The following is a 22,105-nucleotide window of genomic DNA, read 5'->3' as shown; positions in this document are numbered from 1 at the left end:
TTTGCTTTGTGGAGGTCGACGTGGCGCCAGGTGGATTGTTCTGGTGGATCGGGGCGGGCGTGCTGGTCGTGCTGGAGTTGCTGAGCGGCACGTTCTATCTATTGATGATCGCGCTCGGCTGCGTGGCGGCCGCCATCGCGCACCTCGCGGGCGCCGCGGCCGACGTTCAGTTCGCCACCGCGGCCGTGGTTGCGCTGGCGGCGGTGCTGCTGCTCAGGCGTTCGCGGTTTGGCCGCAGAACGCGCAAGGAGGCGTCGCGTAACCCCGACGTCAATCTCGACATCGGTCAGACGCTCACCGTGCCGGCCTGGCATGAGCGCCGGGCGCGCGCCGATTATCGCGGCGCGGCATGGGACGTCGAACTGGCCGCGGGCGAGCCCGAAGACGCGCAGCTTTACGAAATCACGGAATTGCGTGGCAGTTGCCTCGTCGTCGTGGCGGCCCGCCATTCAACCAGACGGGCCACCACGGCCTGAGCTCTCTCGCAGCACACAACTATTCCAACCAGGGACCGGAGGACAGTAATGGATTCGACCATCGTCGGGGCGGTGCTACTGATCATCGTGATCGTACTGGCGGCGCAGATCATCAAGATCGTGCCGCAACAGCATGCGTGGGTTCTGGAGCGGCTCGGCCGCTATCACCGTACGCTGACGCCGGGACTGAGCTTCGCGTTTCCGTTTGTCGACCGGATCGCTTATAAGCACATTCTCAAGGAAATTCCGCTCGAGGTGCCGAGCCAGGTCTGTATCACGCGCGACAACACGCAGTTGCAGGTGGACGGCGTGCTGTACTTTCAGGTTACCGATCCCATGAAGGCGTCGTACGGGTCGAGCAATTTCGTGTTCGCGATCACGCAGCTGTCGCAAACCACGCTGCGCTCGGTGATCGGCAAACTCGAACTCGACAAGACCTTCGAGGAGCGCGACTTCATCAATCACAGCATCGTGTCGTCGCTCGACGAAGCGGCGTCGAACTGGGGCGTGAAGGTGCTGCGCTACGAGATCAAGGATCTGACGCCGCCCAAGGAGATTCTCCACGCCATGCAGGCGCAGATCACCGCCGAGCGGGAAAAGCGCGCGCTGATCGCGGCGTCGGAAGGGCGCAAGCAGGAACAGATCAATATCGCGTCCGGCGGCCGTGAGGCGGCGATCCAGAAGTCGGAAGGCGAGCGGCAGGCAGCGATCAATCAGGCGCAGGGTCAGGCGTCGGCGATTCTGGCCGTGGCCGAGGCCAATTCGCAGGCGATTCAGAAAATCGCGGCTGCGATCCAGTCGAACGGCGGGATGGAAGCGGTCAACCTGAAGGTGGCCGAACAATATGTGAACGCGTTTGGCAACCTGGCGAAGCAGGGCACCACATTGATCGTGCCTGGCAACCTTGCGGACATGAGTTCGATGATCGCCTCGGCGCTGACGATCGTGAGCAAAGGGAAGGGCACGACCGACATGCGCTGAGCGTGTTCTGGCTGCTGGAAAAAGAAATGGCCCGCAGACTGTGCGGGCCAATTTCATTTGTGTGCTTGCAGGTTCGTTGCCGCGCGTTGGCGACGAATGAAGCGCGACATATCCGCGCAGCGTCTGTGCGGCCTGAGCCGCAGCATCAAGTCCGAACCGCCGCTTAACTCGGCGAGCGCATCAGGCGCGCTTTCTCACGTTCCCAATCGCGCTTCTTTTCGGTCTCACGTTTGTCGTGCTGCTTCTTGCCCTTGGCCAGACCGATCTCGCATTTGACGCGGCCGCCCTTGTAGTGGAAGTTCAGCGGCACGAGTGTGTAGCCGCGCTGCTCGACCTTGCCGATCAGTTTGCTGATTTCCTCGCTATGCAGGAGCAGCTTGCGCGTGCGCACCGGGTCGGGGTTGATATGGGTCGAGGCTTCGGGCAACGGGCTGATGTGCGTGCCGATCAGGAACAGTTCGTTATTGCGGATGACCACATAACCTTCCTTGATCTGGCCGCGCCCGGCGCGCAGCGCCTTGACCTCCCATCCTTCGAGCACGAGCCCTGCTTCATAGCGTTCTTCGACCGAGTAGTCGTAGAAGGCCTTTCTGTTGTCGATGATGCTCATGAATGGAAAGTGCCCAACTCGTTTAAAATCACGATTTTAGCAAAGCGGGGCAAGGAAAGCCCGCTGCGCTTGTCCACCCTTGCCACGCGCTGTTCAATTTATGGCAGATGTCCAGAAAACCGTGTTGATCCGCCATTCGGCGGAACAGATGTTCGACCTCGTCACCGACGTCGCCGATTACCCCAACTTCCTGCCCTGGTGCGGCGGCGTCGAAATCCGCCGCCGGGACGAAGCCGGCATGGAGGCAAGGATCGATATCAATTTCAAGGGCATCAAGCAGCACTTCGCCACGCGTAACAGCATGGAACGGCCCACGCGCATCGATATGGAGTTCGCGGACGGCCCGTTTCGCAAGTTCACCGGTTTCTGGCGCTTCACGCCGCTGCGCGCCGACGCCTGCAAGATCGAATTTGCGCTGCACTACGAATTCACCAACATCATTCTCGAGAAGATCATTGGGCCGGTGTTCAATCACATTGCCAACACCTTCGTCGAGTCGTTCGTGAAGCGCGCCGACCAGCGCTACGGTAAGGCATGAGCGCGCGCTTGTCGATTGAAGTCTGCTACGCGTCGGCTGGCGAGCAGGCGCTGATTGCCGTGGAGTTGCCGGAAGGCGCCACGCTGCAGCAGGCGCTGGACGCGAGCGGCATCTTGCGGCGTTTCCCGCAGATCGACCTGGGCACGCAGAAAGTGGGGGTGTTCGGCAAGCTCAAGCCGCTCGACGCGGTGCTGAACGATCACGACCGGGTGGAAATCTACCGGCCGCTACTGGTCGATCCCAAGGTATCGCGCCAGCGACGTGTCGAGAAGACCCGCAAGGCGGGCTCGATCGAAGGGCGCCGCTGGCTGAACAGGGATTCGCGGTAGGCGGACTTGAACAGGCGGGCGGAAGCCGCAACGATCCGCTGCTCCCGCGCGCCCGCCGTGCCCGTTGCGCCGAAGAGGCGGGCAGCGCGCCCTCAGGCAACCCCGGCGGCACTTCGCCTCAAGGCGCCGACACTTGCGGCTTGTCCTTGATTCGTGTCGCCCCGTCCGTATCGTCGTCCGCATGCCGGCGCACCGACCAGCACACGCCGGCCACCAGCAGCAGAATCGCCGCCAGTTCAAGCGGCCGCGGCATGCGCTCGTCATAAATGAATGCATAAAGCAGCGCGAACAGCGTCTCGAACACGATCATCTGGCCGGAGAGCGTCAGCGGCAGCCGTTTCGATGCGGCATTCCACAGCCCGTTGCCGAGCCACGACGCGCCGATCGCGAGGCCCAGATTGAGCATCCAGAAGCTATGCCAGCGGCCATCGGCCAGCTCGCCTTGTGGGCCGCCCGCCGGCAGCATGGCAACCACGAGCCACAACGCCGCGCCGAGCGCGCCGGTCACCACACCCCACAGAACCGACCACTCGTTGCCGCTGAAATGCGTCTGGCGCTGCAGGTAGCGGGCGTTTTCGACCGCGAACCATGTCCAGCAGCCCAGCGCGCCGACCGCGCAGGCGAGGCCGAGCAGCTTGGTGGCAACGCTTACCGGCGTGCTGTCGGCGACCGTAAACACGTCGATATTGATGCAGACGATGCCCGCCATCACCATCGCGAGCGGCCAGACGAGGCGGGCGAGCGGCACCGCGCCGTGGTCGCGCCGGCCGAGCAGTGTCACCGTGACGGGCAGCACGCCGACGATCAGCGACGCCGGCGCGATGCCGATCAGGTGGACGGCCGCTGTCAACAGGAGGTAGTAGAGGAGGTTGCCGGCCAGCGCCAGCTTCACCAGCGCGCCGAGATCCTCGCGGGTCAAGCGTTTGACGAGCGAGCGCGCCATAGGCAGCGCGGCGGCCAGCGAGACGGCGCCGTACATCGTGTAGCGGCCGGCGCACAGCAGCAGCGGCGAAAAATCGGGCAGCACGCGCGGCACCAGAAAAACCATGCCCCACAGGGCTCCGGCCAGAACTCCATATGCCACACCGCGCTGCATCGACTGCTCCTGCGAAAACTGGAATGGTCGGCAGAATAGCCGGTCGGCGGCCTCGGCGTCTTGTTTGATTCTGCATTCCGGCGCGACAACACCTCGTTGCACCCGAACGCGCAAACGAAACCGGATCGAACCCGAGGCGAACAGGCAAGCGAAATTCAGGCGGCCCGGCGGCGCGAAAAAACTACCCGAAATTCGCTAAGCTGCTGTTAGTGCAGTGAAAACCAGGGAGGTATCGCGTATAATTCGCTTTTGCGCCTATAGGATTTGCCATGCGTCTGATCCAAACAGCACTCACGTTCGATGACGTGCTCCTCGTCCCGGCTTTCTCCGATGTTCTGCCGCGCGACACCAGCCTCAAGACCCGGCTGACCCGCAACATTTCCCTGAATATGCCGCTCGTGTCCGCCGCGATGGACACGGTCACTGAAGCCCGCCTTGCCATCGCAATGGCGCAAATGGGTGGCGTGGGCATCATCCACAAGAATCTCACGCCGGCCGAACAGGCGCGTGAAGTCGCCAAGGTGAAGCGCTTCGAATCGGGCGTGGTACGTGATCCGATCACCGTGCCGCCGCAAATGAAGGTGCGCGACGTGATCGCACTGTCGCGCCAGCATGGCATTTCGGGCTTCCCGGTCGTCGAAGGCGCGCAGCTGGTGGGTATCGTCACGAACCGCGACTTGCGATTCGAGGAGCGCCTGGACGAACCGGTGCGCAACATCATGACGCCGCGCGAGCGCCTCGTCACCGTCAAGGAAGGCACGTCGCTTGCCGAAGCCAAGGCGCTGATGCACAGCCACCGCCTCGAACGCGTGCTGGTGATCAACGACGCATTCGAACTGCGCGGCCTGATGACGGTCAAGGACATCACCAAGCAGACCGAACACCCGGACGCCTGTAAAGACGAGCACGGCAAGCTGCGCGCAGGCGCGGCGGTCGGCGTGGGCGAAGACAACGAAGAGCGCGTGGAACTGCTGGTGCAGGCCGGTGTGGACGTGATCGTCGTCGACACGGCGCATGGCCATAGCAAAGGCGTGCTCGAGCGCGTCAAGTGGGTCAAGCAGAACTTCCCGCGGGTCGAAGTGATTGGCGGCAACATCGCCACCGCGGCGGCGGCCAAGGCGCTCGTCGAATATGGCGCAGACGGCGTGAAGGTCGGTATCGGCCCGGGCTCGATCTGCACGACGCGGATCGTTGCCGGTGTGGGCGTGCCGCAAGTCACCGCGATCTCGAATGTTTCCGAAGCGCTGAAGGGCACGGGCGTGCCGGTCATCGCCGACGGCGGCGTGCGTTTCTCCGGCGACGTCAGCAAGGCGCTGGCCGCCGGCGCGAACGCCGTGATGATGGGCAGCATGTTCGCCGGCACCGAAGAAGCGCCGGGCGACGTGTTCCTGTTCCAGGGCCGCCAGTACAAGTCGTACCGCGGCATGGGCTCGGTCGGCGCGATGAAAGACGGCGCTGCGGATCGCTACTTCCAGGACAACTCGGCGAACATCGACAAGCTGGTGCCGGAAGGTATCGAAGGCCGCGTCGCCTACAAGGGCTCGGTCAACGCGATCCTGTTCCAGCTGATCGGCGGCGTGCGCGCCAGCATGGGCTACTGCGGCTGCCGCACCATCGCCGAGATGAACGACAAGGCCGAGTTCGTGCAGATCACGGGCGCGGGCTTGCGCGAGTCGCACGTGCATGATGTGCAGATCACCAAGGAAGCGCCCAACTACCACGTGGACTAAACGCTAATGAAGCCATTGCTGCGCGGTGTACTCATCCTCGATGCCTTGCTGTTGCTTGCGTTCGGCCTGCTTTTTCTGCTGACGCCGTGGACTTCGTTGTACAACGCGCTGCTTCTGGTGCAGACCCAGCCGGCTCTGGTCGGCCAGGGGTTCGGCGTGGCGCTGATCGGGCTCGCGTGGCTGGCTCTGCACGCGTCGATCGACGGCGCGCTGACGACCGCGGTTGCGCGAGTGGTCGGCCATGTGAACTGGCTGACCGGCCTGCTGATGCTGGTGTGGCTGCTCGGTTTGCATACGCCGGCGCTGACCGGTTTCGGTCAGATCGTCGCGGTGCTGACGGGTGTCGTCTTGCTGGTGATCGGTCTGGGCGGCGTGCGGTTGTCGGGCGCGGTGCGGCGGCGTGAAAAGGTGCGGCTGGTTGAAGCCGCAGCCGCGGAGCGCGCCGAAAAACAGGCTGCCAAAGACGCGGCGAAAGACGCGGCCAACCGGCGCGAGCCGGGCCGCGTGACAGCGGGCTTTCCGGTCTATCACGCCGAGCCGGTGGTTGAGCCCGTCGTGCCGGTTACGCGTCCAGTCAGTCCCGCCAGTCCTGTTGCAGCGGCGCCGCTTCATCCGGTGGCCGACGAAGCCGGTCTGACGGATTCCGAACGCGCAGCGCGGGCGGAAGCCGCAGCTGCGCGGGACGAAGCCCGCGATGGCGCCGCCAACGCGCCCCGGCCGCCGTTTCATGGCTGACGCGCCGCGCGCCACGCCGTTTGCCGAAGCTACCGGATTCCGTTTGCGCTCGCCGCGAGCTACTGGCTGCGGCGGCGCTTGCGCGACGGCGCTGCATCGTTACGCTTCACGCTCCAATGTCCCCACGTGGACCGCTTTGAATTCAACGCCGCGCGCTGTGCGCGGCATTCCGTATCCGCTTACTCTTTGACTCCGTCCGCTGCCATGCACGACAAGATTCTGATCCTCGACTTCGGTTCGCAAGTCACCCAACTGATTGCACGTCGCGTTCGCGAAGCCAACGTGTATTCGGAAATTCATCCGTACGACGTCGATGCGTCGTTCATTCGCGACTTCGCGCCGAAGGGCGTGATCCTTTCCGGCGGCCCGAGCTCGGTCACTGAAACGGACACGCCGCGCGTGCCGCAGGCCGTGTTCGAACTCGGCGTGCCGGTGCTCGGCATCTGCTACGGCATGCAGGCGATGGCCGAGCAGCTGGGCGGCAAGGTCGATATCGGCCACCTGCGCGAGTTCGGTTATGCCGAAGTGCGCGCGCGTAACCACACGAGCCTGCTCGAAGGCATCAGCGATTTCACCACGGCGGAAGGCCACGGCATGTTGAAGGTGTGGATGAGCCACGGCGACAAGGTGCTGGAAATGCCGCCGGGCTTCGCGCTGATGGCGTCGACGGAATCGTGCCCGATCGCCGCGATGGCCGACGAAAAGCGCCATTTTTACGGCCTGCAATGGCACCCGGAAGTCACGCACACTGTGCAGGGCCGCGCCATGCTCGAACGCTTCGTGCTGAAGATCTGCGGCGCGCAGCCGGATTGGGAAATGGGCCACTATATCGACGAAGCCGTCGCGAAGATCCGCGAGCAGGTCGGTCAGGAACACGTGATTCTGGGGCTCTCGGGCGGCGTGGATTCGTCGGTGGCGGCGGCGCTGCTGCATCGCGCGATCGGCGATCAGCTGACCTGCGTGTTCGTCGATCATGGCCTGTTGCGCCTGAACGAAGCCGAGCAGGTGATGGCGACCTTCGCGGACCACCTGGGCGTGAAGGTGATTCACGTCGACGCGAGCGAAGTGTTCCTGCGCAAGCTGGCCGGTGTGACCGATCCGGAGGCGAAGCGCAAGATCATCGGCGCGGAATTCGTCGAGGTGTTCCAGACCGAAGCCGGCAAGCTGACCGATGCGAAGTGGCTGGCGCAAGGCACGATCTATCCGGACGTGATCGAATCGGCCGGCAAGGGCAAGAAAGCCACGCAGACCATCAAGAGCCACCACAACGTGGGCGGCCTGCCTGAGACGCTGAACCTGAAGCTGCTCGAGCCGCTGCGCGAACTGTTCAAGGACGAAGTGCGCGAACTCGGCGTCAAGCTCGGTTTGCCGCCGGCCATGGTGTACCGCCATCCGTTCCCGGGCCCGGGTCTGGGCGTGCGGATTCTCGGCGAAGTGAAGCGCGATTTCGCGGATCTTCTGCGTCGCGCGGACGCGATTTTCATCGAGACGCTGCGGACTTTCATCGACAAGGAAACCGGCAAGTCCTGGTACGATCTGACGAGCCAGGCGTTCGCGGTGTTTCTGCCGGTGAAGAGCGTTGGGGTGATGGGTGATGGGCGGACTTATGAGTATGTTGTCGCGCTGCGTGCCGTGCAGACGCTGGACTTCATGACTGCGCATTGGGCGCATCTGCCGCATGAGTTGCTGGGGCATGTGTCGAACCGGATCATCAATGAAGTGCGCGGGATCAACCGGGTGGTGTATGACATTTCGGGGAAGCCGCCGGCGACAATCGAGTGGGAGTAAGGAATTCTTGAAATCCCCTTTTTAACCAAGATCTTGCGATAGTCAATAAATCACGCGTGCCCGATTCCAGATTGCCGGGCGCAGGTCCATGAGTCCTTGATCGTCAGGGGAATTGTCAACCTGCGCCTGCGCTCGCCTGGAGGCCGAACAACCGTCATTTGACGGTATGTGCGGGCAGCATGCGGAAGGGCGTGCCGCGCGGGCTTCATGCGGCACGCCTGTTTTCGGGCTCGGAGATTTGCCGGCGGTGCCGACGAGATTCCTTACCGGCATCCTCGGCTCTGACCGTTCACGGGAGACGCGCTCATTTATCGTGATGACCCGGCAATACTGCGCCAAGCACCTGTTTCGCCGTTTCCACGATCACATTGCCTTCGTTGGGATCGCCTTTCATCAAGGTCGACGCGAACGCCTTGGCCTGGGAAAGCGTGATGTGCGGCGGTAGCGGTGCAATGTTCGGGTCGGCCTTCACTTCGATCACCACGGGGCGGTCTGCTGCCAGCGCCTCGTCCCACGCGTGCGCCATCTGCTCCGCGTCATCCACATAAATGCCCTTCAGGCCGATCATTTCCGCGAACTTGTGATACGGAACGGATGGAATATCCTGCGATGCCTCGAACTTCGGATCACCTTCCATCGCACGCTGTTCCCACGTGACCTGGTTCAGATCCTGATTGTTGAGTACCATGCAGATCCAGCGCGGATCTTTCCAGCTTTGCCAGTACTTCGACACAGTGATCAGTTCGGCCATATTGTTCATCTGCATCGCGCCGTCGCCCACCAGCGCGAATACGGGACGCTCCGGATACGCGAACTTGGCGGCGATCGCATAGGGCACCGCCGCGCCCATCGACGCGAGTCCGCCCGACAACGAGCACATCATGCCGCGCTGCACCTTCAGGTCGCGCGCGTACCAGTTAGCCACCGAGCCCGAGTCGCTCGTCACGATCGAGTTGGCCGGAATGCGCTTGGACAATTCCCACACGGTACGCTGCGGATTGACCGCGTCCTTGCCGGACTCATGGGCGCGTTTTTCCAGCGTTTTCCACCAGTCCGCAGTCCAGCCCTCGATCCGCTTGCGCCATGCGCGATCCTTCTTCTCTTCGAGTAGCGGCAGCAGCGCGCGCAAGGTTTCGCCGCTGTCGCCGACCAGATTGACTTCCATCGGATATCGCAGGCTCAGCATGTCGGCCTTGATGTCGATCTGTACGCCGCGCGCGGCGCCCTCCTTGGGCAAAAACTCCGAATAGGGAAAGCCCGAGCCGATCATCAGCAACGTGTCGCATTCGGTCATCATGTCGTAGCTCGGCTTGGTGCCGAGCAGGCCGATGGAGCCCGTCACCCAAGGCAGATCGTCTGGCAACGCCGCTTTGCCGAGCAACGCCTTGGCGACGCCAGCACCGAGTTTGTCGGCGATGGCGAGCACTTCGTCCGTCGCCCGCAAGGCACCCGCGCCGACCAGAATGGCCACTTTTTTGCCGGCGTTCAGCACGTCGGCGGCTTTCTGAAGGTCGTCGGGGTAGGGCACGAGACGAGGCGCGTTGTAGCCGACGCCCGAATGCAGCGTGCCGTGTTTGCGGCCCGGCGCTTCATAGGGAAGATCCTGGAGATCGTTGGGCAGAATGATCGCGGTGACCTTGTGTTCGGCGAGTGCCGTGCGCACTGCGCGGTCGACCAGATGACGCACCTGAGCGGGCACGGTGGCCTGCTCGACGAAAGCGCCGGCGACGTCCTTGAACAGGGAGACGAGGTCGAGTTCCTGCTGATAATGGCCGCCGAGCCCGGCGCGCGCCTGCTGTCCAGCGAGGGCCAACACCGGCATGTGATCCATGCGCGCGTCGTAGAGGCCGGTGAGCAGATGCGACGCGCCGGGTCCGGAAGTGGCGATGCATACGCCGAGTTCGCCCGTGAACTTCGCGTGTGCCGACGCCATGAATGCCGCCATTTCTTCATGACGCACCTGCACGAATTCAATTGGCTCAATCGCCTGCCCGTTTTTTTCGGCGTTTTTGCTGTTCTTCTGCGCCTCGCTTTGCGCGCGGCTCAACGCGCCGAAAACACCGTTGATACCGTCGCCCGGATAACCGTAAATACGGCGCACGCCCCAGGCATGGAGCCTTTCAATGATGAAATCGCCAACGGTTTGAGACATGAGAGACTCCTTCGCAGTGGTCGTATGAGCATAGGTAGCGACGAATCCGCAGCAAGTGTCGTTCCCTCGGATTGATGGCGAGGCGCCTCGACGGTCCGCTGGTTCTGCAACCCTTCCTCGCCGGGCGTATGCGACGTCGGTCCCTCCACCACGCTCAGCGACATATGATCGATTTCGCGCGCGAACCGATCGGCCGGGTCGATGCCAATCTGTATCCGTGCGTTTTTGCCCTCGCTCAGCTGACCCTTGCGCAATTGCAGGCCGTTATAGCCAAACGCCGGATTCATCTCGGCCCAGTCGTCCGGCCTTCAGGTCGCGGCGAATACTTCGAAGGGTTCTTCGCCGCAAAAAAACGCCCGGCATTCAGACAATAGAAATAGATGCCGGTGTCCGGCAGTGGGCCGCCGCCTGCCAGCGTATGTTTGAGGCGCTATTGAGTGGGAACGCCCACGTTTTCGCGCAACGTGTGTTGCTTGCATGGCGCTGAGCTGGCAAGCTGGATGTAATTCTGCGGCCCGGTTTTTGCTCAAGCGTCCTGATGATTGTTCCGTGATCGACAGGAGAGCTCAATGCGGATACGCCGGGCCGCGAAACGATGAGGAAGGCTGCCGTAGTCACCGGCGCTGGCGCCGGGGTTGGACGCGCGCCGACGTGGATATGACACGACGCAGCTGTCGCGCGATCAGGCCAGCATCGCGCGCGCCGTCGCTGCGTTGCAGGCGGACTACGGTGTGCGCGATTTCGGCATCCCGACAGAGCTCGCCGATTTCGATGCCGTCGACGCAACCGCTTCACGCCGGGCACGCCACGCCTTACGGACGTGCTCGGGACTCGCGGCTTTCTGCTGATTCATGCCGCTCTGCTCGACCTCTGTCTATGCCTTGTGCGGTTGAAAGCCTGCATCGATCTCCGGCCGCGACAGATGTGCCATCGTATTGACGAGCGTCTTGGCCGACGCGGCCAGGGCGATCGCAAGCACGGCCCGATGATCGAGTCCCGCCGCACGCAGCGCATGAACGTCGCTGTCGGATACCTGCGTGCGCTTCGAGGCAATGGCGGTGGCGAAACATCGCACAGCCTCCAGCTTCGGATCTTCGAGTGCATCGCCGTTACGCAGCGCCTTCACGACGTTGGCCGGCGCCCCGACTTTCTCCGCCAGCGTTGCATGAACCGCGACGCCATAATCAGCCGCGTTTGCGCGGCTGACCGCCGCCATTGCCACCTGTTGGGCGACAGGGCTGAGCGTGGTCTTGCCCAGCGCTTGTAGTGCTGAGATATACGCCTCGAGCACGGCCGGCTCCGCTGCCAGCGCGTATCCGAGATTCGGCACGAAGCCGAACACGCCGCTCATGCTGTCGAGCAGGGGCTTCGCCTCCGCCGGGACTGATGACGCTTCTAACGGTCCGAACAGTACGGCGCCCTGGGCGCGATCCAGCGTGCGAGCCAGGAACGATCGCACGATAGGTGAGACCTCGTCGAGATGCGTCTCGAGCGGGAAATGCCCCGCGTCGATCAGATGGACTTCCGCGTCCGGGAGATCGCGTCGATACGCTTCTGCGCCGGCCGGCAGAAAGAACGGATCGTTTTTGCCCCATACGGCCAGCGTAGGCGGACGGTGCGTGCGGAAATATTCGTGGAAACTCGGATACGCGGCCACGTTCGACTGGTAATCGCCGAACAGATCGAGCTGGATCTCGTCGTTGCCGGGCCGGTCGAGGAAATGCTGGTCGAGCGTATAGCTTTCCGGCGCGATTCGCGTCGCGTCCGATTCGCCGTGCGTGTACTGGAACTGCGTCGTCTCGCTTTTCAGGAGTGCGCGTAGCGCATTGCGATTCGTGTCGCTCGGCTCCTGCCAGTAGGCCCGGATCGGGTTCCAGCCATCGCTGAGCCCCTCCTCGTACGCATTGCCGTTCTGCGAGATCAGCGCGGAGACGCGTTCGGGTCGAGACACGGCCAGCCGGAAACCGACCGGCGCACCGTAATCGAATACGTACAGCGCGTAGCGCGTCAGGTTCAAAGCGTCGGTGAAGCTTTCGATTACCTCGGTGAGATGGTCGAAGGTATAGCCGAACGACTTTGCCTCGGGCGCATCCGAGAAACCGAAGCCCGGCAGATCGGGCGCGATGACGCGGTACTTGTCGGCGAGCCGTTCGATCAGGCCGCGATACTGATGGCTCGAGGTCGGGAAGCCATGCAGCAACAAGACGGTCGGCGCATCGGCTTGCCCAGCCTCGCGATAGAAGATCTTGAGCGCCGAACCGCTGCGGCGGTCCGTGACGGAAACGGTTTGAAACTTGGCAGAGGTCGACATGATAAAGCTCTCAGGGTGACAAGGAGAACGTGCGGTCGCACCGAACTATGCGATACTGAACCGAACGATCGGTACAGTATAGACAGAAGGCAGTGATCGTCAAGTGGATTTTCATGGGATAATTCTCGAAACCCTTGAACCGTACCGAATGATCGGTACTCATTTCGGAGCATTGAATGCCTCCTGCCGCAGTCTCGAAAGACGAAATCGTCGACCGGCTGTTCAACGTTTTCCGTGACCAGGGCTTCGAGGGCGCGTCGCTTGCCGACTTGTCCCGAGCAACGGGACTGGGCAAATCGAGCCTCTATCATCATTTCCCGAACGGGAAGGAGCAGATGGCGAAGGCCGTGCTCGAGCGCGCGACGGCGTGGATCGACGCCGAGATCCTGGCGGCGGCACAAGGCTCAGGATCGCTGAAGGCGCGCGTACGCAGGATCGTTGCCACGTTCGACAAGCTGTATTCGGGCGGGCGATCGCCCTGTGTTCTGGGTCAACTGGCGGGCTCGGAAATCGGCGCCGAGGCGCGTCAGGATCTGCGCGAGGCGTTTGCTCACTGGATCGGCGCGATCGAAGTGCTGGCGCGCGACAGCGGCATGCCGCCTGTGCGGGCGCGGCACTTTGCGGAAGATTGGGTGGCCCTGGTTCAGGGCGTGCTGACCCTGCAGGCGGCGAGCGGGGATGCGGGCCCGTTCAAACGGGCCATGAACACGCTGCTCGATCTGACGAAGGACGAAACGTCTCGTTCCTGATTCATGACGGTTTGGCAAACCGGGACAGGGATTCCCTGAGCCGGGGTGTCACGAAGTCGAGAAAGCGTCGCAGTTTGAGCGGCATCATGTTGCGGGAAACGTGGACGAGCTGGATCGGCACCGGATCGAATTCGAAGGCCTCCAGTACGATCTCGAGCTTGCCGGCTTCGATAGCCTCTGCGACGTGGTAGTGCAGCAACTGCGTGAACCCGAGACCGCGAACGGCGGCAGCGGCGGCCGAGTCGGGTGACGACACCCGGAGCCTTGGCGCAATCGGGATGGTGACAAGCCGTTCCGTATCGGGGCACCGGAAGGTCCAGTCCGGCGATAGCATCGGACCGTTGAACACAACGCACGGAAGTTCTGCCAGATCGGCAGGCACCCGGGGCACGCCGCGTTCTGCCAGCAACGCGGGGCTGGCGCACACAACCGGGCGAAACGCGCCGATTCGCGTTGCGATCATGCTGCTGTCGGGCAGCCTTCCGATACGCACCGCCAGATCGACATGCGCGTCGACCAGATCGACATTGCGATCCGACTGGGTCAGTGTGACGTCGATTTCCGGAAACAAGTCCAGAAAGTCCATGATCTCCGGCAGCACATAGAGTCGTCCGAGGAGTACCGGCGTTGTGATCGTGAGTTCCCCGCGCGGCGCCGTGAATTCTCCCGTCGCCTCACGTTCCTGTTCCGCAACCAGTTCGAGAATCTGTCGAGCCGTAGTCGCATAGGCGACTCCTGCATCCGTTAGCGCCAGCTTGCGCGTCGTACGCGTGAGTAGGCGCGTGCCGAGTTGTTCTTCAAGATCCGTGACCCTGCGCGTAAGCGTTGGCACCGGCACGTTCATTTCCCGCGCGGCGGCCGAGAAACTGCCTTTCTGAATCGCGGCGAGCAGCATCGTCATGGCTTCGAGTCGGTCCACGTCACTTGTCCATTTTTTGAGGAAATCAAAATCGATTTTAGTGGATTCAACATCAATGCGTTGGACGGCATGATGCGGCATTCGCGATAACGATTCGTTTCCAAAGGACTTGTTCATGCAGCCCTCCGATCTTTTCTCCCCCGGTGCGCTCGGTGGAATTCACATCCCGAACCGTGTCGCTATGGCGCCGCTTACGCGGGCTCGAGCCGATCTCGATGGCGTGCAGACATCTCTCGCCGCCGAGTATTACAGTCAGCGCGCATCTGCCGGACTTATCGTTGCAGAAGCAACTAATGTTTCGCGGCAAGGCCGAGGTTATGCCTACACCCCTGGCATCTACACGGAAGCACAAGCCAGAGCATGGCGTCAGGTGACCGATGCGGTCCACGATGCCGCCGGCACGATCGTGCTGCAGCTCCTGCATACCGGACGGATTTCGCACGTGACTCTCCACGAGGGGGCGCGTGCTCCCGTCGGACCCTCGGCGATTCAGGCTGGCGGCACCGTGTTGACCGCCGCCGGCATGCTGCCGCCGTCCATGCCGCGCGCGCTGCAGACGGACGAGATTCCCGGTGTGATCGACGAGTACCGACATGCGGCCCGGATGGCGGAGCAGGCCGGGTTCGACGGCGTCGAGATTCACATGGGTAACTGCTTCCTGCTCGAGCAGTTCCTGCGGGACGGCACAAATCGTCGGGACGATCAATACGGCGGTTCGGTCGAGAACCGGCTGCGTCTGCCTGTCGAGGTCGCGGAGGCCGTGGCCGAGATCTGGGGCGCCGGGCATGTGGGCGTGCGATTGTCTCCGGTCAAGACCACGATCGGTGAAACGCCGCTCGACAGCGATCCGCAGTCGACCTATGAGCGGCTTGCCGAACGGCTCGGCGCTCTGGGCCTGGCCTATCTGCATTGCATCGAGGAGCGTGCGCCGGCCGGAACGGCGGGAGCTTTCGACTTCCAGTCTCTGCGTCGCGCGTTCGACGGCGCGTATATCGCGAACGGCGGCTACGATCGCGCGCTGGCGGCCGCCGCGATCGCGACCGGCCATGCAGATATGGTCGCTTTCGGCAAGGCGTTTATCGGCAACCCCGATCTGGTCGATCGGCTGCGTCTGGATCGGCCGCTGACGGAAGCGTCTGCGAAGACATACTACGGCGGCGGTGCGAAGGGCTATACGGATTATTCCCGGTATCAGGCCGGCTGAGCCGGGATGCTTTGCGCGGCCGGCGGCCGCGACATGATTTCCTCGTCGTCACCCGAATGGCGGCATGTCCATTGAGGGATATCAGTATTCCTCTTTAATATCTGTATGAAGGAAGCAAAATGAAACTGAAGAACAAGGTTGCACTGATCACCGGCGGTACGTCGGGCATCGGCCTGGAAACCGCGAAGCTGTTCCGCGCGGAAGGCGCCTCGGTCATCGTGCTCGGCTCGAACGCGGAGCGCCTCGCGGCAGCCGGCAAGGAAATCGGCGGTGATGTGCTGCTGCTGTCCGCCGATCTGCGCAAGCCGGCCGATATCGAACGCGCCATCGAAGCCGCGCGCGCCAGTTTCGGCCGCATCGACGTGGTGTTCGCCAATGCCGGTGCCGGCAAGGTCGCGCCGCTCGAGGCCGTCACCCCGGAACTGATCGACGAACATTTCTCGCTGAATTTCACGGGCCTGTTCCTGACGGTGCAGAAGGCTGTTCCGTTCATGCAGAACGGCGGCAGCGTGGTGGTGACGACGTCGTTCCTCGACACCGTCGGCATGCCAGGCCTGTCTCTGCTGGCCGCAACGAAGGCGGCCGTCCGGTCGCTGGTCCGCACGCTGGGAGCAGAGCTGGCCCCGCGCGGTATCCGCGTGAATGCCGTGAGCCCGGGCGCGATCACGACGCCGTTCTACGGCAAGCTGGGTCTTACCGACGAGCAGCTCGCAGCAACCGCGGCCGCCATTCAGGCCAGGGTGCCGCTGCAGCGCTTCGGCGAGTCGATTGAAATCGCCAGGAGTGCGCTGTTCCTGGCCAGCGACGATTCGTCATACACGACGGGCGTTGAACTGGTGGTCGATGGCGGGCTGACGCAATTCTAAGAATTAGCTCGAATTCCCGATCGAAGCACGGGGCGGGTTCTGCTGGCATTTCCTGCTGGTGGTCCTCGTCGGAATCGTTCGGAGTTCAGGTAAAGCTTTTCAAACAGGCAGAACTTCAAGATGAAAGCGCGAATTCTTCTGGCAGCGGCGGTCGCATTGATGACAAGCCATGCGGTGCAGGCAGCACCCCTGGAGTCCATTTCGAGCACGACGTCCTATCATCCTGTCACAGTCGATGGGATACGGATCTTCTATCGGGAGGCCGGTCCGAAGGATGCGCCGACGATCGTATTACTGCATGGGTTTCCGTCGTCGTCGCGTGAATTCGACCCGCTGATTCCGTTACTGGCTGCGCACTATCACCTGATCGCGCCGGACTTTCCGGGTTTCGGGCAGAGCGATGCACCGTCTCCGACGGCATACACGTACACGTTCGACCATCTGGCACGGACGACCAGCGAGTTGCTCGATCAGATCGGAGTAAGTCGCTACAGCCTGTACCTTCACGACTACGGTGGGCCAGTCGGCTTCCGGATCATGGTGGCGCACCCCGAGCGCGTGCAAACGCTGGTCATCCAGAATGCGAATGCCTACAGGGAAGGGCTAGGCGTGAAATGGACGGGCATCGCCCAATACTGGGCCGATCCCAAGGCACACCCTGAAGTGCTGGATACGTTCATCTCGTTTGCTGCGACCGAGCAGCGGCACACGGCCGGGACGCTGCATCCCGAGCGATACGATCCCGATACGTGGACTGACGAGTATGCACATCTGTCGCAATCCGGTCAGCGCGAGATCCAGGGCGCTCTGCTGTACGACTACCGGACGAATGTCGCTTCGTATCCGGCCTGGCAGGCGTGGCTGCGTGAACACAAGCCGCCGACCCTGGTGGTGTGGGGCAAGAATGATCCGTCGTTTATCGCGCCGGGGGCTGAAGCCTACGGGAGGGATCTGCCCAGAGCGGAAATTCATCTGCTCGACGCCGGGCATTTCGCATTCGATGAACAGGTCGACGAGATCGCAGGCCTGATGCTCGATTTTCTGAAAAAAACGGCTACTGATCGTAGTCCGGACGCGGCGGCAAGCTTTGTCTTGCCTTAACGGCGCGAGGTCACCCAGATGGGCATACAGTTGCCACCAGGCATCGCACCGGGCAATCCACTCGCGCCGTTTCTCACGCGCCGTGTGATCGGCAACCGCCAGGAAGTCACCCTGGGCTCCGGCTTTATCGTCAGCGCCGACGGCAACATCCTGACCAATCGCCACGTAGTCGGCAACGCCGGTGTGGTCGACGTGAAACGGACCGACAAGCGGGAGTTCAGGGGACAAGTGATCGGCAGCGATGCGCTGTCCGATGTCGCAGGAATCAAGATTGACTCGGACAGCTTGCCGATAGTAACGACCGGCAACCCGAGTCGTGCTGACGTAGGCGATTAAGGACTGTCATTCGTGATACCGATCGACGTTGCATTGGATGTGAAGGACCAATTGTTAAAGGCTGGCCAGATGAGCCGCGGACGTCTCGGTGCCGCAGTTCAGGAAGTGAGCCAGTCGATTGCACGCTCATTCGGCTTGTCGAAACCGGACGGGGCGCTGATCAGCACGGTCGAGTCTGGTGGGCCGACGGCGAGGGCGGGGCTCCAGGCGGGTGACGAAACATTCCCAGCACACGCGATTTTGCGCCAGAATTCCGAATGCCGATTCCTCCCCCGATGTTCATGGACCGTTCCGCGCCGCTACCCTCCCTTAATTCCATACGTGCTTTTGAAGCAACGGGGCGTCTGCTGAGCGTATCGAAAGCAGCGAACGAACTCGCCGTGACACCGGCGGCTGTGAGCCGACAGGTGAAGACGCTGGAAGGCTTTCTCGGTGTGGCATTGTTCGAGCGCGTCAAAGGACGGCTCGAGCTGACTTCGGCGGGTGCGCGCTATCTCGCCGAACTGATGCCGTTCTTTGCGGGCCTGCGACAGGCGACCGACAGCATTCGTACGGCAGGGCGACGCTCGCAGGTACTCAAGATTCGTTGCCCCGCCACGTTCGCGGTCCGCTGGCTGATACCGCGGCTCGCCAGTTTTCACCGGCAGCATGACGACGTCGACGTGCAGCTCACCACTTCGTCGGCGCCGCTCAACTTCGAGCGCGAGGATATCGACGGCGGAATCCAGCTCGGCGATGGCAACTGGCCTGGTCTTTCTGCTCAGAGGCTCATTCCCAATGAACTCGTACCCGTCGCCGCGCCATCGCGCAAAGTGCGGGCGCGAAGCAGACTGCAGGGGGAGACGCTGTTGCACTCGCTCGCGCGCGCCGATGACTGGGCGCTATGGATGAAAGCGGCGGGGTTCGCGCTCGACGGGCGTCGTCGCGAAATGCGCTATGAGACCTCGCTGCTAGCGTATCAGGCCGCCATCGAAGGACATGGCGTGGCGATCGCGCAAAAGGCGTTGGTGCGGGCAGAACTCGATAACGGGCAACTGGTCGCGCCATTTCGCCTGGAGCTCGACCGTGGCGCTTATACGTATTACTTCGCATGGCCGGCCACGCGTCGCCCGTCCGCGGCATTAACGACCTTCCGCGACTGGCTGGTCTCACTCGTGCAGACCGCCGGCACCTTTTAACAAAAACTCAAAGCCCCGTTTCGAAAAAGTCGATTGTTCCTGTGATGGCGCGAATCTAATCTGCGCCTATGGTTCGACGCAACGTCGGACCCGGAGACAGGACCACGACGAATGATTCGAGACAGTTTGAAAGACATGCGCGTGCTCGACTTCTCGCACGTGCTGGCGGGACCGGTGTGTTCGATGACGCTTGCCGACCTCGGCGCCCACGTCGTCAAGATCGAGCCGCCCGGCGGCGAAATCGGCAGGCAGATCGGTCCGCCGTGGCAGAACGGCGTGAGCCCGGCGTTCATGAGCGTCAATCGCGGCAAGTACAGTCTCGCCATCGATCTGAAGACCGATGCCGGACGGCGGACTATTACGACGATGGTGCGCAAGGCGGACGTGCTCATCGAGAACTTCCGGCCGGGCGTCATGGCCGCGATGGGACTCGGCTACGACGCGCTTCGCGCCGTCAATCCGAAGCTCGTCTATTGCTCGATTTCGGCGTTTGGGCAGCGCGGCGAGAGCACCGGGCGGCCGGGGGTCGATGGCGTGATACAGGCCGTCAGCGGGCTCATGAGCACGCTCGGTACGGCGCATGGCGATCCTCTGAAGGTGCCGGTGCCCGTCGCCGACATGATGGGCGGCTACCTCGCCACGATCGCCGTGCTCGGCGCGCTGCACACCGTGCGCACGAAAGCGATGGGGCAGCACCTCGACGTGAGCCTCTACAACTCGACGCTGATGCTGCAGCAGATCGCGTTCGCGGCGTTTTTCGCTTCGGGGGCCGATCCGGAGAAGGTCGGGAGCGCGGCGCCCTATGCCTGTCCGAACGAAGCCTTCCGTACCCGCGACGGCTGGATGATGGTCGTGGCCTACCATCCAGGCCGCTGGAGCGCGTTGTGCGAATTGCTCGATGCGCCCGGTCTCGAAACCGACGCGCGCTTCGCCACCAACGATGCCCGCGTACTTCACCGTGCGCAACTGCACGGCATTCTCGACGCGCATTTCGCCCGGCGCAGCACCGCCGAGTGGATCGACATGCTGTCGGCGCGAGATATTCTCTGCGCGCCCGTGACGACTTACCGCGAAGTCATCGAGACGACGGAGTATCGGGAAAGCGGCATCGCCCGTACTGTCGCGCATCCGGTGGCGGGCCGCGTAAGAACACATGGCTTCGCACTCGGGCCTTCCGATGCGCCTGCGCCGGACGAAACACCGGCTCCGATGACCGGGCAGCATACGCTCGAAATGCTCGGCTTCTATGGGATAGACGAAGACGAAGTCGCGGCGCTGCTGAACGCCGGCGTGATACGCGCAAGCGCGGCTCATGCCGGGACGGCGTAGGAGAGCCAGCATGGAACGACAACTCATACGAAGCGAGCGGCGTGGAAAGGTCGCGCTCGTGCGGCTCGCGTCCGATAACACGTTGAACCCCCTCACGGACGCGCTGATCGACGCACTCGTCTTGGCGATGCAACACATCGAGTCCGATCCCGCCGTGCACGCGACCGTGCTGACGGGTTCGGAAAGGGCGTTCGCGGCGGGCGCCGATATCGTCGCCATGTCGAAGCTCGACTACGCCACGGCATTCTCCGAAGACTATATCGGCCGCAACTGGGACCACTTTCGGGCGCTGCGCAAGCCGGTCGTCGCGGCGGTCGGGGGTTACGCGCTCGGCGGCGGATGCGAGCTCGCGATGATGTGCGACATCGTGATCGCGGCGCGCAATGCGATGTTCGGTCAGCCCGAAATCAAGCTCGGGATCGTGCCCGGCGCGGGCGGTACGCAGCGCCTGCCGCGCGCGGCTGGCAAGTCGACGGCGATGCTCGCCTGTCTCACCGGCGAATCGCTGACGGCAAGCGAGGCGCTCGCGTGCGGACTGGTGTCGAAAGTGGTCGAGCCGGAAGTGCTGGTCGAAGAAGCGTTGCGGATCGGCGAGCAGATCGCCCGGCATTCGCTGCCCGTCATTCTGGCCATCAAGGAAGCCGTCAATCGCTCGTTCGAATCGTCGCTGGCAGAGGGACTGTTGTTCGAACGAAGGCTCTTTCATGCCGGCTTCGCGCTCGCCGACCAGAAGGAAGGCATGGCCGCGTTTCTCGGCAGGCGCAACGCCGCGTTTTCCAACCGATGAAGCGCCACAACCCCGGATTCAACTCAGGAGGCAGACCGTGCAGGAAATGGGACTGAATGAAGCGCCGCTCGTGCGCTACTCAGTGGAAGAGGGCGTGATGACACTCACGCTCGATGGCGCCGCGAATGGCAATGCGCTCACGGTGGCGATGACCGAAGCGTTATCGGACGTGCTCGAAAACGTCAACCGGCGGGACGACGTGCACTGTCTCCTGTTGCGATCGTCGTCGAAGCACTTCTGCACGGGCGGAAACGTCAAGGACATGCAGAGCGGCAAGGATCTGATGGACGGCGGCATCGAACAGGTGCGTGAGCGCCTGCGCAGGAGTCTGCACCGGATCACGCGCGCGCTGAACGAACTGGAGGTGCCTTCGATCTGCGCAGTCAACGGTGCCGCGGTCGGCGCAGGCTGCGACCTCGCGCTGATGTGCGATATCCGGCTCGCGGGAACGCGGGCTGTCTTCGCGGAAAGCTTTCTTCGGCTCGGCCTTGTGTCGGGCATCGGTGGCGCATGGTTTCTGTCGCGCATCGTGGGGCCTGCGAAGGCGCTTGAATTGACGCTGACCAGCGAATTCATCGATGCCGAAGCGGCGAAGCGACTCGGCATCGTCACAAGCGTTTATCCCGATGACGCGCTTGAGCGCGAAGCGCTCGCGCTCGCGCAGCGCATCGCCGGCAGTCCGCCGCTCGCGCTGCGTATGGCGAAAAAGCTGGTGCGCGAGTCGTCGCAGTGTACGTTGTCCGCCGCGCTCGAAATGGCGGCGAACATGCAGGCCATTCTGCTTTGCGGGAGCGAGCACAAAGAGGCGGTATCCGGCTTCCTTGAACAGCAGGCTCGACAGAAATCGAAGCGGACTGAATGCGGCGCCGCCTGACACATTCATTGGAGGA

21 protein-coding genes and 1 pseudogene are annotated in these 22,105 nt (G+C 62.8%); 17 read left to right on the top strand and 5 right to left on the bottom strand.

The features are described 5' to 3' along the window. Positions 1 to 20: 20 nt before the first annotated feature. Together PDMSB3_RS11825 and PDMSB3_RS11820 are read left to right on the top strand one after the other, a co-directional pair. Entirely contained in the window at positions 21 to 476 is a 456-nt protein-coding gene (locus PDMSB3_RS11825) for an NfeD family protein (protein WP_007181449.1), read from the top strand. A gap of 48 nt (positions 477 to 524) precedes the next feature. Continuing rightward, positions 525 to 1,457: an SPFH domain-containing protein gene (locus PDMSB3_RS11820; protein WP_007181450.1), complete on the top strand. Its 933-nt coding sequence runs from the start codon at positions 525 to 527 to the stop codon at positions 1,455 to 1,457. A 163-nt stretch (positions 1,458 to 1,620) separates the two neighbouring features. Here PDMSB3_RS11820 and smpB read toward each other — a convergent pair whose 3' ends face one another. Continuing rightward, positions 1,621 to 2,067 carry an SsrA-binding protein SmpB gene (gene smpB / locus PDMSB3_RS11815; protein ID WP_007181451.1) on the bottom strand — a complete coding sequence of 149 codons (447 nt, stop codon included), beginning with the start codon at positions 2,065 to 2,067 and terminating at the stop codon, positions 1,621 to 1,623. A 100-nt stretch (positions 2,068 to 2,167) separates the two neighbouring features. Between smpB and PDMSB3_RS11810 the strand changes: the two genes are divergently transcribed. After that, positions 2,168 to 2,605: a type II toxin-antitoxin system RatA family toxin gene (locus PDMSB3_RS11810; protein ID WP_007181452.1), complete on the top strand. Its 438-nt coding sequence runs from the start codon at positions 2,168 to 2,170 to the stop codon at positions 2,603 to 2,605. After that, positions 2,602 to 2,934, top strand: coding sequence for an RnfH family protein (locus PDMSB3_RS11805; protein ID WP_007181453.1), 333 nt, complete (start codon positions 2,602 to 2,604; stop codon positions 2,932 to 2,934). The genes PDMSB3_RS11810 and PDMSB3_RS11805 overlap by 4 nt, the downstream gene beginning before the upstream one ends. Positions 2,935 to 3,052: 118 nt before the next feature. Here PDMSB3_RS11805 and PDMSB3_RS11800 read toward each other — a convergent pair whose 3' ends face one another. Continuing rightward, a complete protein-coding gene (locus PDMSB3_RS11800) occupies positions 3,053 to 4,030 on the bottom strand; it encodes a DMT family transporter (RefSeq protein ID WP_007181454.1) in 978 nt (325 codons plus the stop codon). Positions 4,031 to 4,299: 269 nt separating this feature from the next. Between PDMSB3_RS11800 and guaB the strand changes: the two genes are divergently transcribed. The 3 genes from guaB (at position 4,300) to guaA (ending at position 8,283) form a co-directional block, all read left to right on the top strand. Further along, positions 4,300 to 5,760, top strand: coding sequence for an IMP dehydrogenase (gene guaB, locus PDMSB3_RS11795; RefSeq protein ID WP_007181455.1), 1,461 nt, complete (start codon positions 4,300 to 4,302; stop codon positions 5,758 to 5,760). Between the two features lie 6 nt (positions 5,761 to 5,766). Beyond that, the gene (locus PDMSB3_RS11790) at positions 5,767 to 6,495 is read left to right on the top strand and encodes a hypothetical protein (RefSeq protein WP_007181456.1); all 729 of its coding nucleotides are present in this window, start codon (positions 5,767 to 5,769) and stop codon (positions 6,493 to 6,495) included. 204 nt (positions 6,496 to 6,699) lie between these two features. Then, the gene (gene guaA / locus PDMSB3_RS11785; protein WP_007181457.1) at positions 6,700 to 8,283 is read left to right on the top strand and encodes a glutamine-hydrolyzing GMP synthase; all 1,584 of its coding nucleotides are present in this window, start codon (positions 6,700 to 6,702) and stop codon (positions 8,281 to 8,283) included. Positions 8,284 to 8,587: 304 nt separating this feature from the next. On the opposite strand, the gene PDMSB3_RS11780 is transcribed toward guaA, so the two are convergent. After that, positions 8,588 to 10,435, bottom strand: a complete 1,848-nt coding sequence (locus PDMSB3_RS11780; RefSeq protein ID WP_165186250.1) for a thiamine pyrophosphate-requiring protein — start codon at positions 10,433 to 10,435, stop codon at positions 8,588 to 8,590. A gap of 164 nt (positions 10,436 to 10,599) precedes the next feature. On the opposite strand from PDMSB3_RS11780, the gene PDMSB3_RS11775 reads away from it, so the two are divergent. Further along, entirely contained in the window at positions 10,600 to 10,809 is a 210-nt protein-coding gene (locus PDMSB3_RS11775; RefSeq protein WP_165186248.1) for a hypothetical protein, read from the top strand. Between the two features lie 500 nt (positions 10,810 to 11,309). Here the strand turns inward: PDMSB3_RS11775 and PDMSB3_RS38305 are convergent, their stop codons facing one another. Continuing rightward, positions 11,310 to 12,746 carry an alpha/beta fold hydrolase gene (locus tag PDMSB3_RS38305; RefSeq protein ID WP_007181460.1) on the bottom strand — a complete coding sequence of 479 codons (1,437 nt, stop codon included), beginning with the start codon at positions 12,744 to 12,746 and terminating at the stop codon, positions 11,310 to 11,312. Positions 12,747 to 12,922: 176 nt separating this feature from the next. On the opposite strand from PDMSB3_RS38305, the gene PDMSB3_RS11765 reads away from it, so the two are divergent. Beyond that, positions 12,923 to 13,495, top strand: coding sequence for a TetR/AcrR family transcriptional regulator (locus PDMSB3_RS11765; RefSeq protein ID WP_007181461.1), 573 nt, complete (start codon positions 12,923 to 12,925; stop codon positions 13,493 to 13,495). Position 13,496: 1 nt separating this feature from the next. Here the strand turns inward: PDMSB3_RS11765 and PDMSB3_RS11760 are convergent, their stop codons facing one another. Continuing rightward, positions 13,497 to 14,495 (bottom strand): LysR family transcriptional regulator, encoded by a 999-nt coding sequence (locus tag PDMSB3_RS11760; protein ID WP_007181462.1) that lies wholly within the window; start codon positions 14,493 to 14,495, stop codon positions 13,497 to 13,499. 34 nt (positions 14,496 to 14,529) lie between these two features. Here PDMSB3_RS11760 and PDMSB3_RS11755 point away from each other — a divergent pair, with 34 nt between their 5' ends. The 8 genes and pseudogenes from PDMSB3_RS11755 (at position 14,530) to PDMSB3_RS11720 (ending at position 22,089) form a co-directional block, all read left to right on the top strand. Then, on the top strand, positions 14,530 to 15,618 hold the full coding sequence (locus PDMSB3_RS11755; RefSeq protein ID WP_165186245.1) for an alkene reductase: 1,089 nt from the start codon (positions 14,530 to 14,532) through the stop codon (positions 15,616 to 15,618). 119 nt (positions 15,619 to 15,737) lie between these two features. After that, complete coding sequence (locus PDMSB3_RS11750; RefSeq protein WP_007181464.1) at positions 15,738 to 16,484, top strand: SDR family oxidoreductase; 747 nt, start codon at positions 15,738 to 15,740, stop codon at positions 16,482 to 16,484. 120 nt (positions 16,485 to 16,604) lie between these two features. Further along, positions 16,605 to 17,585: an alpha/beta fold hydrolase gene (locus tag PDMSB3_RS11745; protein WP_165186242.1), complete on the top strand. Its 981-nt coding sequence runs from the start codon at positions 16,605 to 16,607 to the stop codon at positions 17,583 to 17,585. Positions 17,586 to 17,678: 93 nt separating this feature from the next. Continuing rightward, positions 17,679 to 18,137: pseudogene (locus PDMSB3_RS11740) on the top strand (S1C family serine protease); the annotation flags it as partial. A gap of 65 nt (positions 18,138 to 18,202) precedes the next feature. Next, positions 18,203 to 19,099 (top strand): LysR substrate-binding domain-containing protein, encoded by an 897-nt coding sequence (locus tag PDMSB3_RS11735; RefSeq protein WP_035518564.1) that lies wholly within the window; start codon positions 18,203 to 18,205, stop codon positions 19,097 to 19,099. Between the two features lie 111 nt (positions 19,100 to 19,210). Then, complete coding sequence (locus PDMSB3_RS11730) at positions 19,211 to 20,428, top strand: CaiB/BaiF CoA transferase family protein (protein ID WP_165186240.1); 1,218 nt, start codon at positions 19,211 to 19,213, stop codon at positions 20,426 to 20,428. A 10-nt stretch (positions 20,429 to 20,438) separates the two neighbouring features. Continuing rightward, on the top strand, positions 20,439 to 21,215 hold the full coding sequence (locus PDMSB3_RS11725) for an enoyl-CoA hydratase-related protein (RefSeq protein ID WP_165186237.1): 777 nt from the start codon (positions 20,439 to 20,441) through the stop codon (positions 21,213 to 21,215). Positions 21,216 to 21,261: 46 nt separating this feature from the next. Further along, positions 21,262 to 22,089, top strand: a complete 828-nt coding sequence (locus PDMSB3_RS11720; RefSeq protein ID WP_035518051.1) for an enoyl-CoA hydratase-related protein — start codon at positions 21,262 to 21,264, stop codon at positions 22,087 to 22,089. Positions 22,090 to 22,105: the final 16 nt, after the last annotated feature.

The sequence above is a fragment of the Paraburkholderia dioscoreae genome (genome assembly GCF_902459535.1).
GTDB lineage: Bacteria > Pseudomonadota > Gammaproteobacteria > Burkholderiales > Burkholderiaceae > Paraburkholderia > Paraburkholderia dioscoreae.
This window is presented reverse-complemented; position numbering and strand designations above follow the sequence as displayed.

Excerpts from the sequence above, each read along its gene's own strand:
- PDMSB3_RS11820 (WP_007181450.1), top strand. The coding sequence starts at position 525 with ATGGATTCGACCATCGTCGGGGCGGTGCTACTGATCATCGTGATCGTA.
- smpB (WP_007181451.1), bottom strand. The coding sequence starts at position 2,067 with ATGAGCATCATCGACAACAGAAAGGCCTTCTACGACTACTCGGTCGAA.
- PDMSB3_RS11810 (WP_007181452.1), top strand. The coding sequence starts at position 2,168 with ATGGCAGATGTCCAGAAAACCGTGTTGATCCGCCATTCGGCGGAACAG.
- PDMSB3_RS11805 (WP_007181453.1), top strand. The coding sequence starts at position 2,602 with ATGAGCGCGCGCTTGTCGATTGAAGTCTGCTACGCGTCGGCTGGCGAG.
- PDMSB3_RS11800 (WP_007181454.1), bottom strand. The coding sequence starts at position 4,030 with ATGCAGCGCGGTGTGGCATATGGAGTTCTGGCCGGAGCCCTGTGGGGC.
- guaB (WP_007181455.1), top strand. The coding sequence starts at position 4,300 with ATGCGTCTGATCCAAACAGCACTCACGTTCGATGACGTGCTCCTCGTC.
- PDMSB3_RS11790 (WP_007181456.1), top strand. The coding sequence starts at position 5,767 with ATGAAGCCATTGCTGCGCGGTGTACTCATCCTCGATGCCTTGCTGTTG.
- guaA (WP_007181457.1), top strand. The coding sequence starts at position 6,700 with ATGCACGACAAGATTCTGATCCTCGACTTCGGTTCGCAAGTCACCCAA.
- PDMSB3_RS11780 (WP_165186250.1), bottom strand. The coding sequence starts at position 10,435 with ATGTCTCAAACCGTTGGCGATTTCATCATTGAAAGGCTCCATGCCTGG.
- PDMSB3_RS11775 (WP_165186248.1), top strand. The coding sequence starts at position 10,600 with ATGATCGATTTCGCGCGCGAACCGATCGGCCGGGTCGATGCCAATCTG.
- PDMSB3_RS38305 (WP_007181460.1), bottom strand. The coding sequence starts at position 12,746 with ATGTCGACCTCTGCCAAGTTTCAAACCGTTTCCGTCACGGACCGCCGC.
- PDMSB3_RS11765 (WP_007181461.1), top strand. The coding sequence starts at position 12,923 with ATGCCTCCTGCCGCAGTCTCGAAAGACGAAATCGTCGACCGGCTGTTC.
- PDMSB3_RS11760 (WP_007181462.1), bottom strand. The coding sequence starts at position 14,495 with ATGCCGCATCATGCCGTCCAACGCATTGATGTTGAATCCACTAAAATC.
- PDMSB3_RS11755 (WP_165186245.1), top strand. The coding sequence starts at position 14,530 with ATGCAGCCCTCCGATCTTTTCTCCCCCGGTGCGCTCGGTGGAATTCAC.
- PDMSB3_RS11750 (WP_007181464.1), top strand. The coding sequence starts at position 15,738 with ATGAAACTGAAGAACAAGGTTGCACTGATCACCGGCGGTACGTCGGGC.
- PDMSB3_RS11745 (WP_165186242.1), top strand. The coding sequence starts at position 16,605 with ATGAAAGCGCGAATTCTTCTGGCAGCGGCGGTCGCATTGATGACAAGC.
- PDMSB3_RS11735 (WP_035518564.1), top strand. The coding sequence starts at position 18,203 with ATGGACCGTTCCGCGCCGCTACCCTCCCTTAATTCCATACGTGCTTTT.
- PDMSB3_RS11730 (WP_165186240.1), top strand. The coding sequence starts at position 19,211 with ATGATTCGAGACAGTTTGAAAGACATGCGCGTGCTCGACTTCTCGCAC.
- PDMSB3_RS11725 (WP_165186237.1), top strand. The coding sequence starts at position 20,439 with ATGGAACGACAACTCATACGAAGCGAGCGGCGTGGAAAGGTCGCGCTC.
- PDMSB3_RS11720 (WP_035518051.1), top strand. The coding sequence starts at position 21,262 with ATGGGACTGAATGAAGCGCCGCTCGTGCGCTACTCAGTGGAAGAGGGC.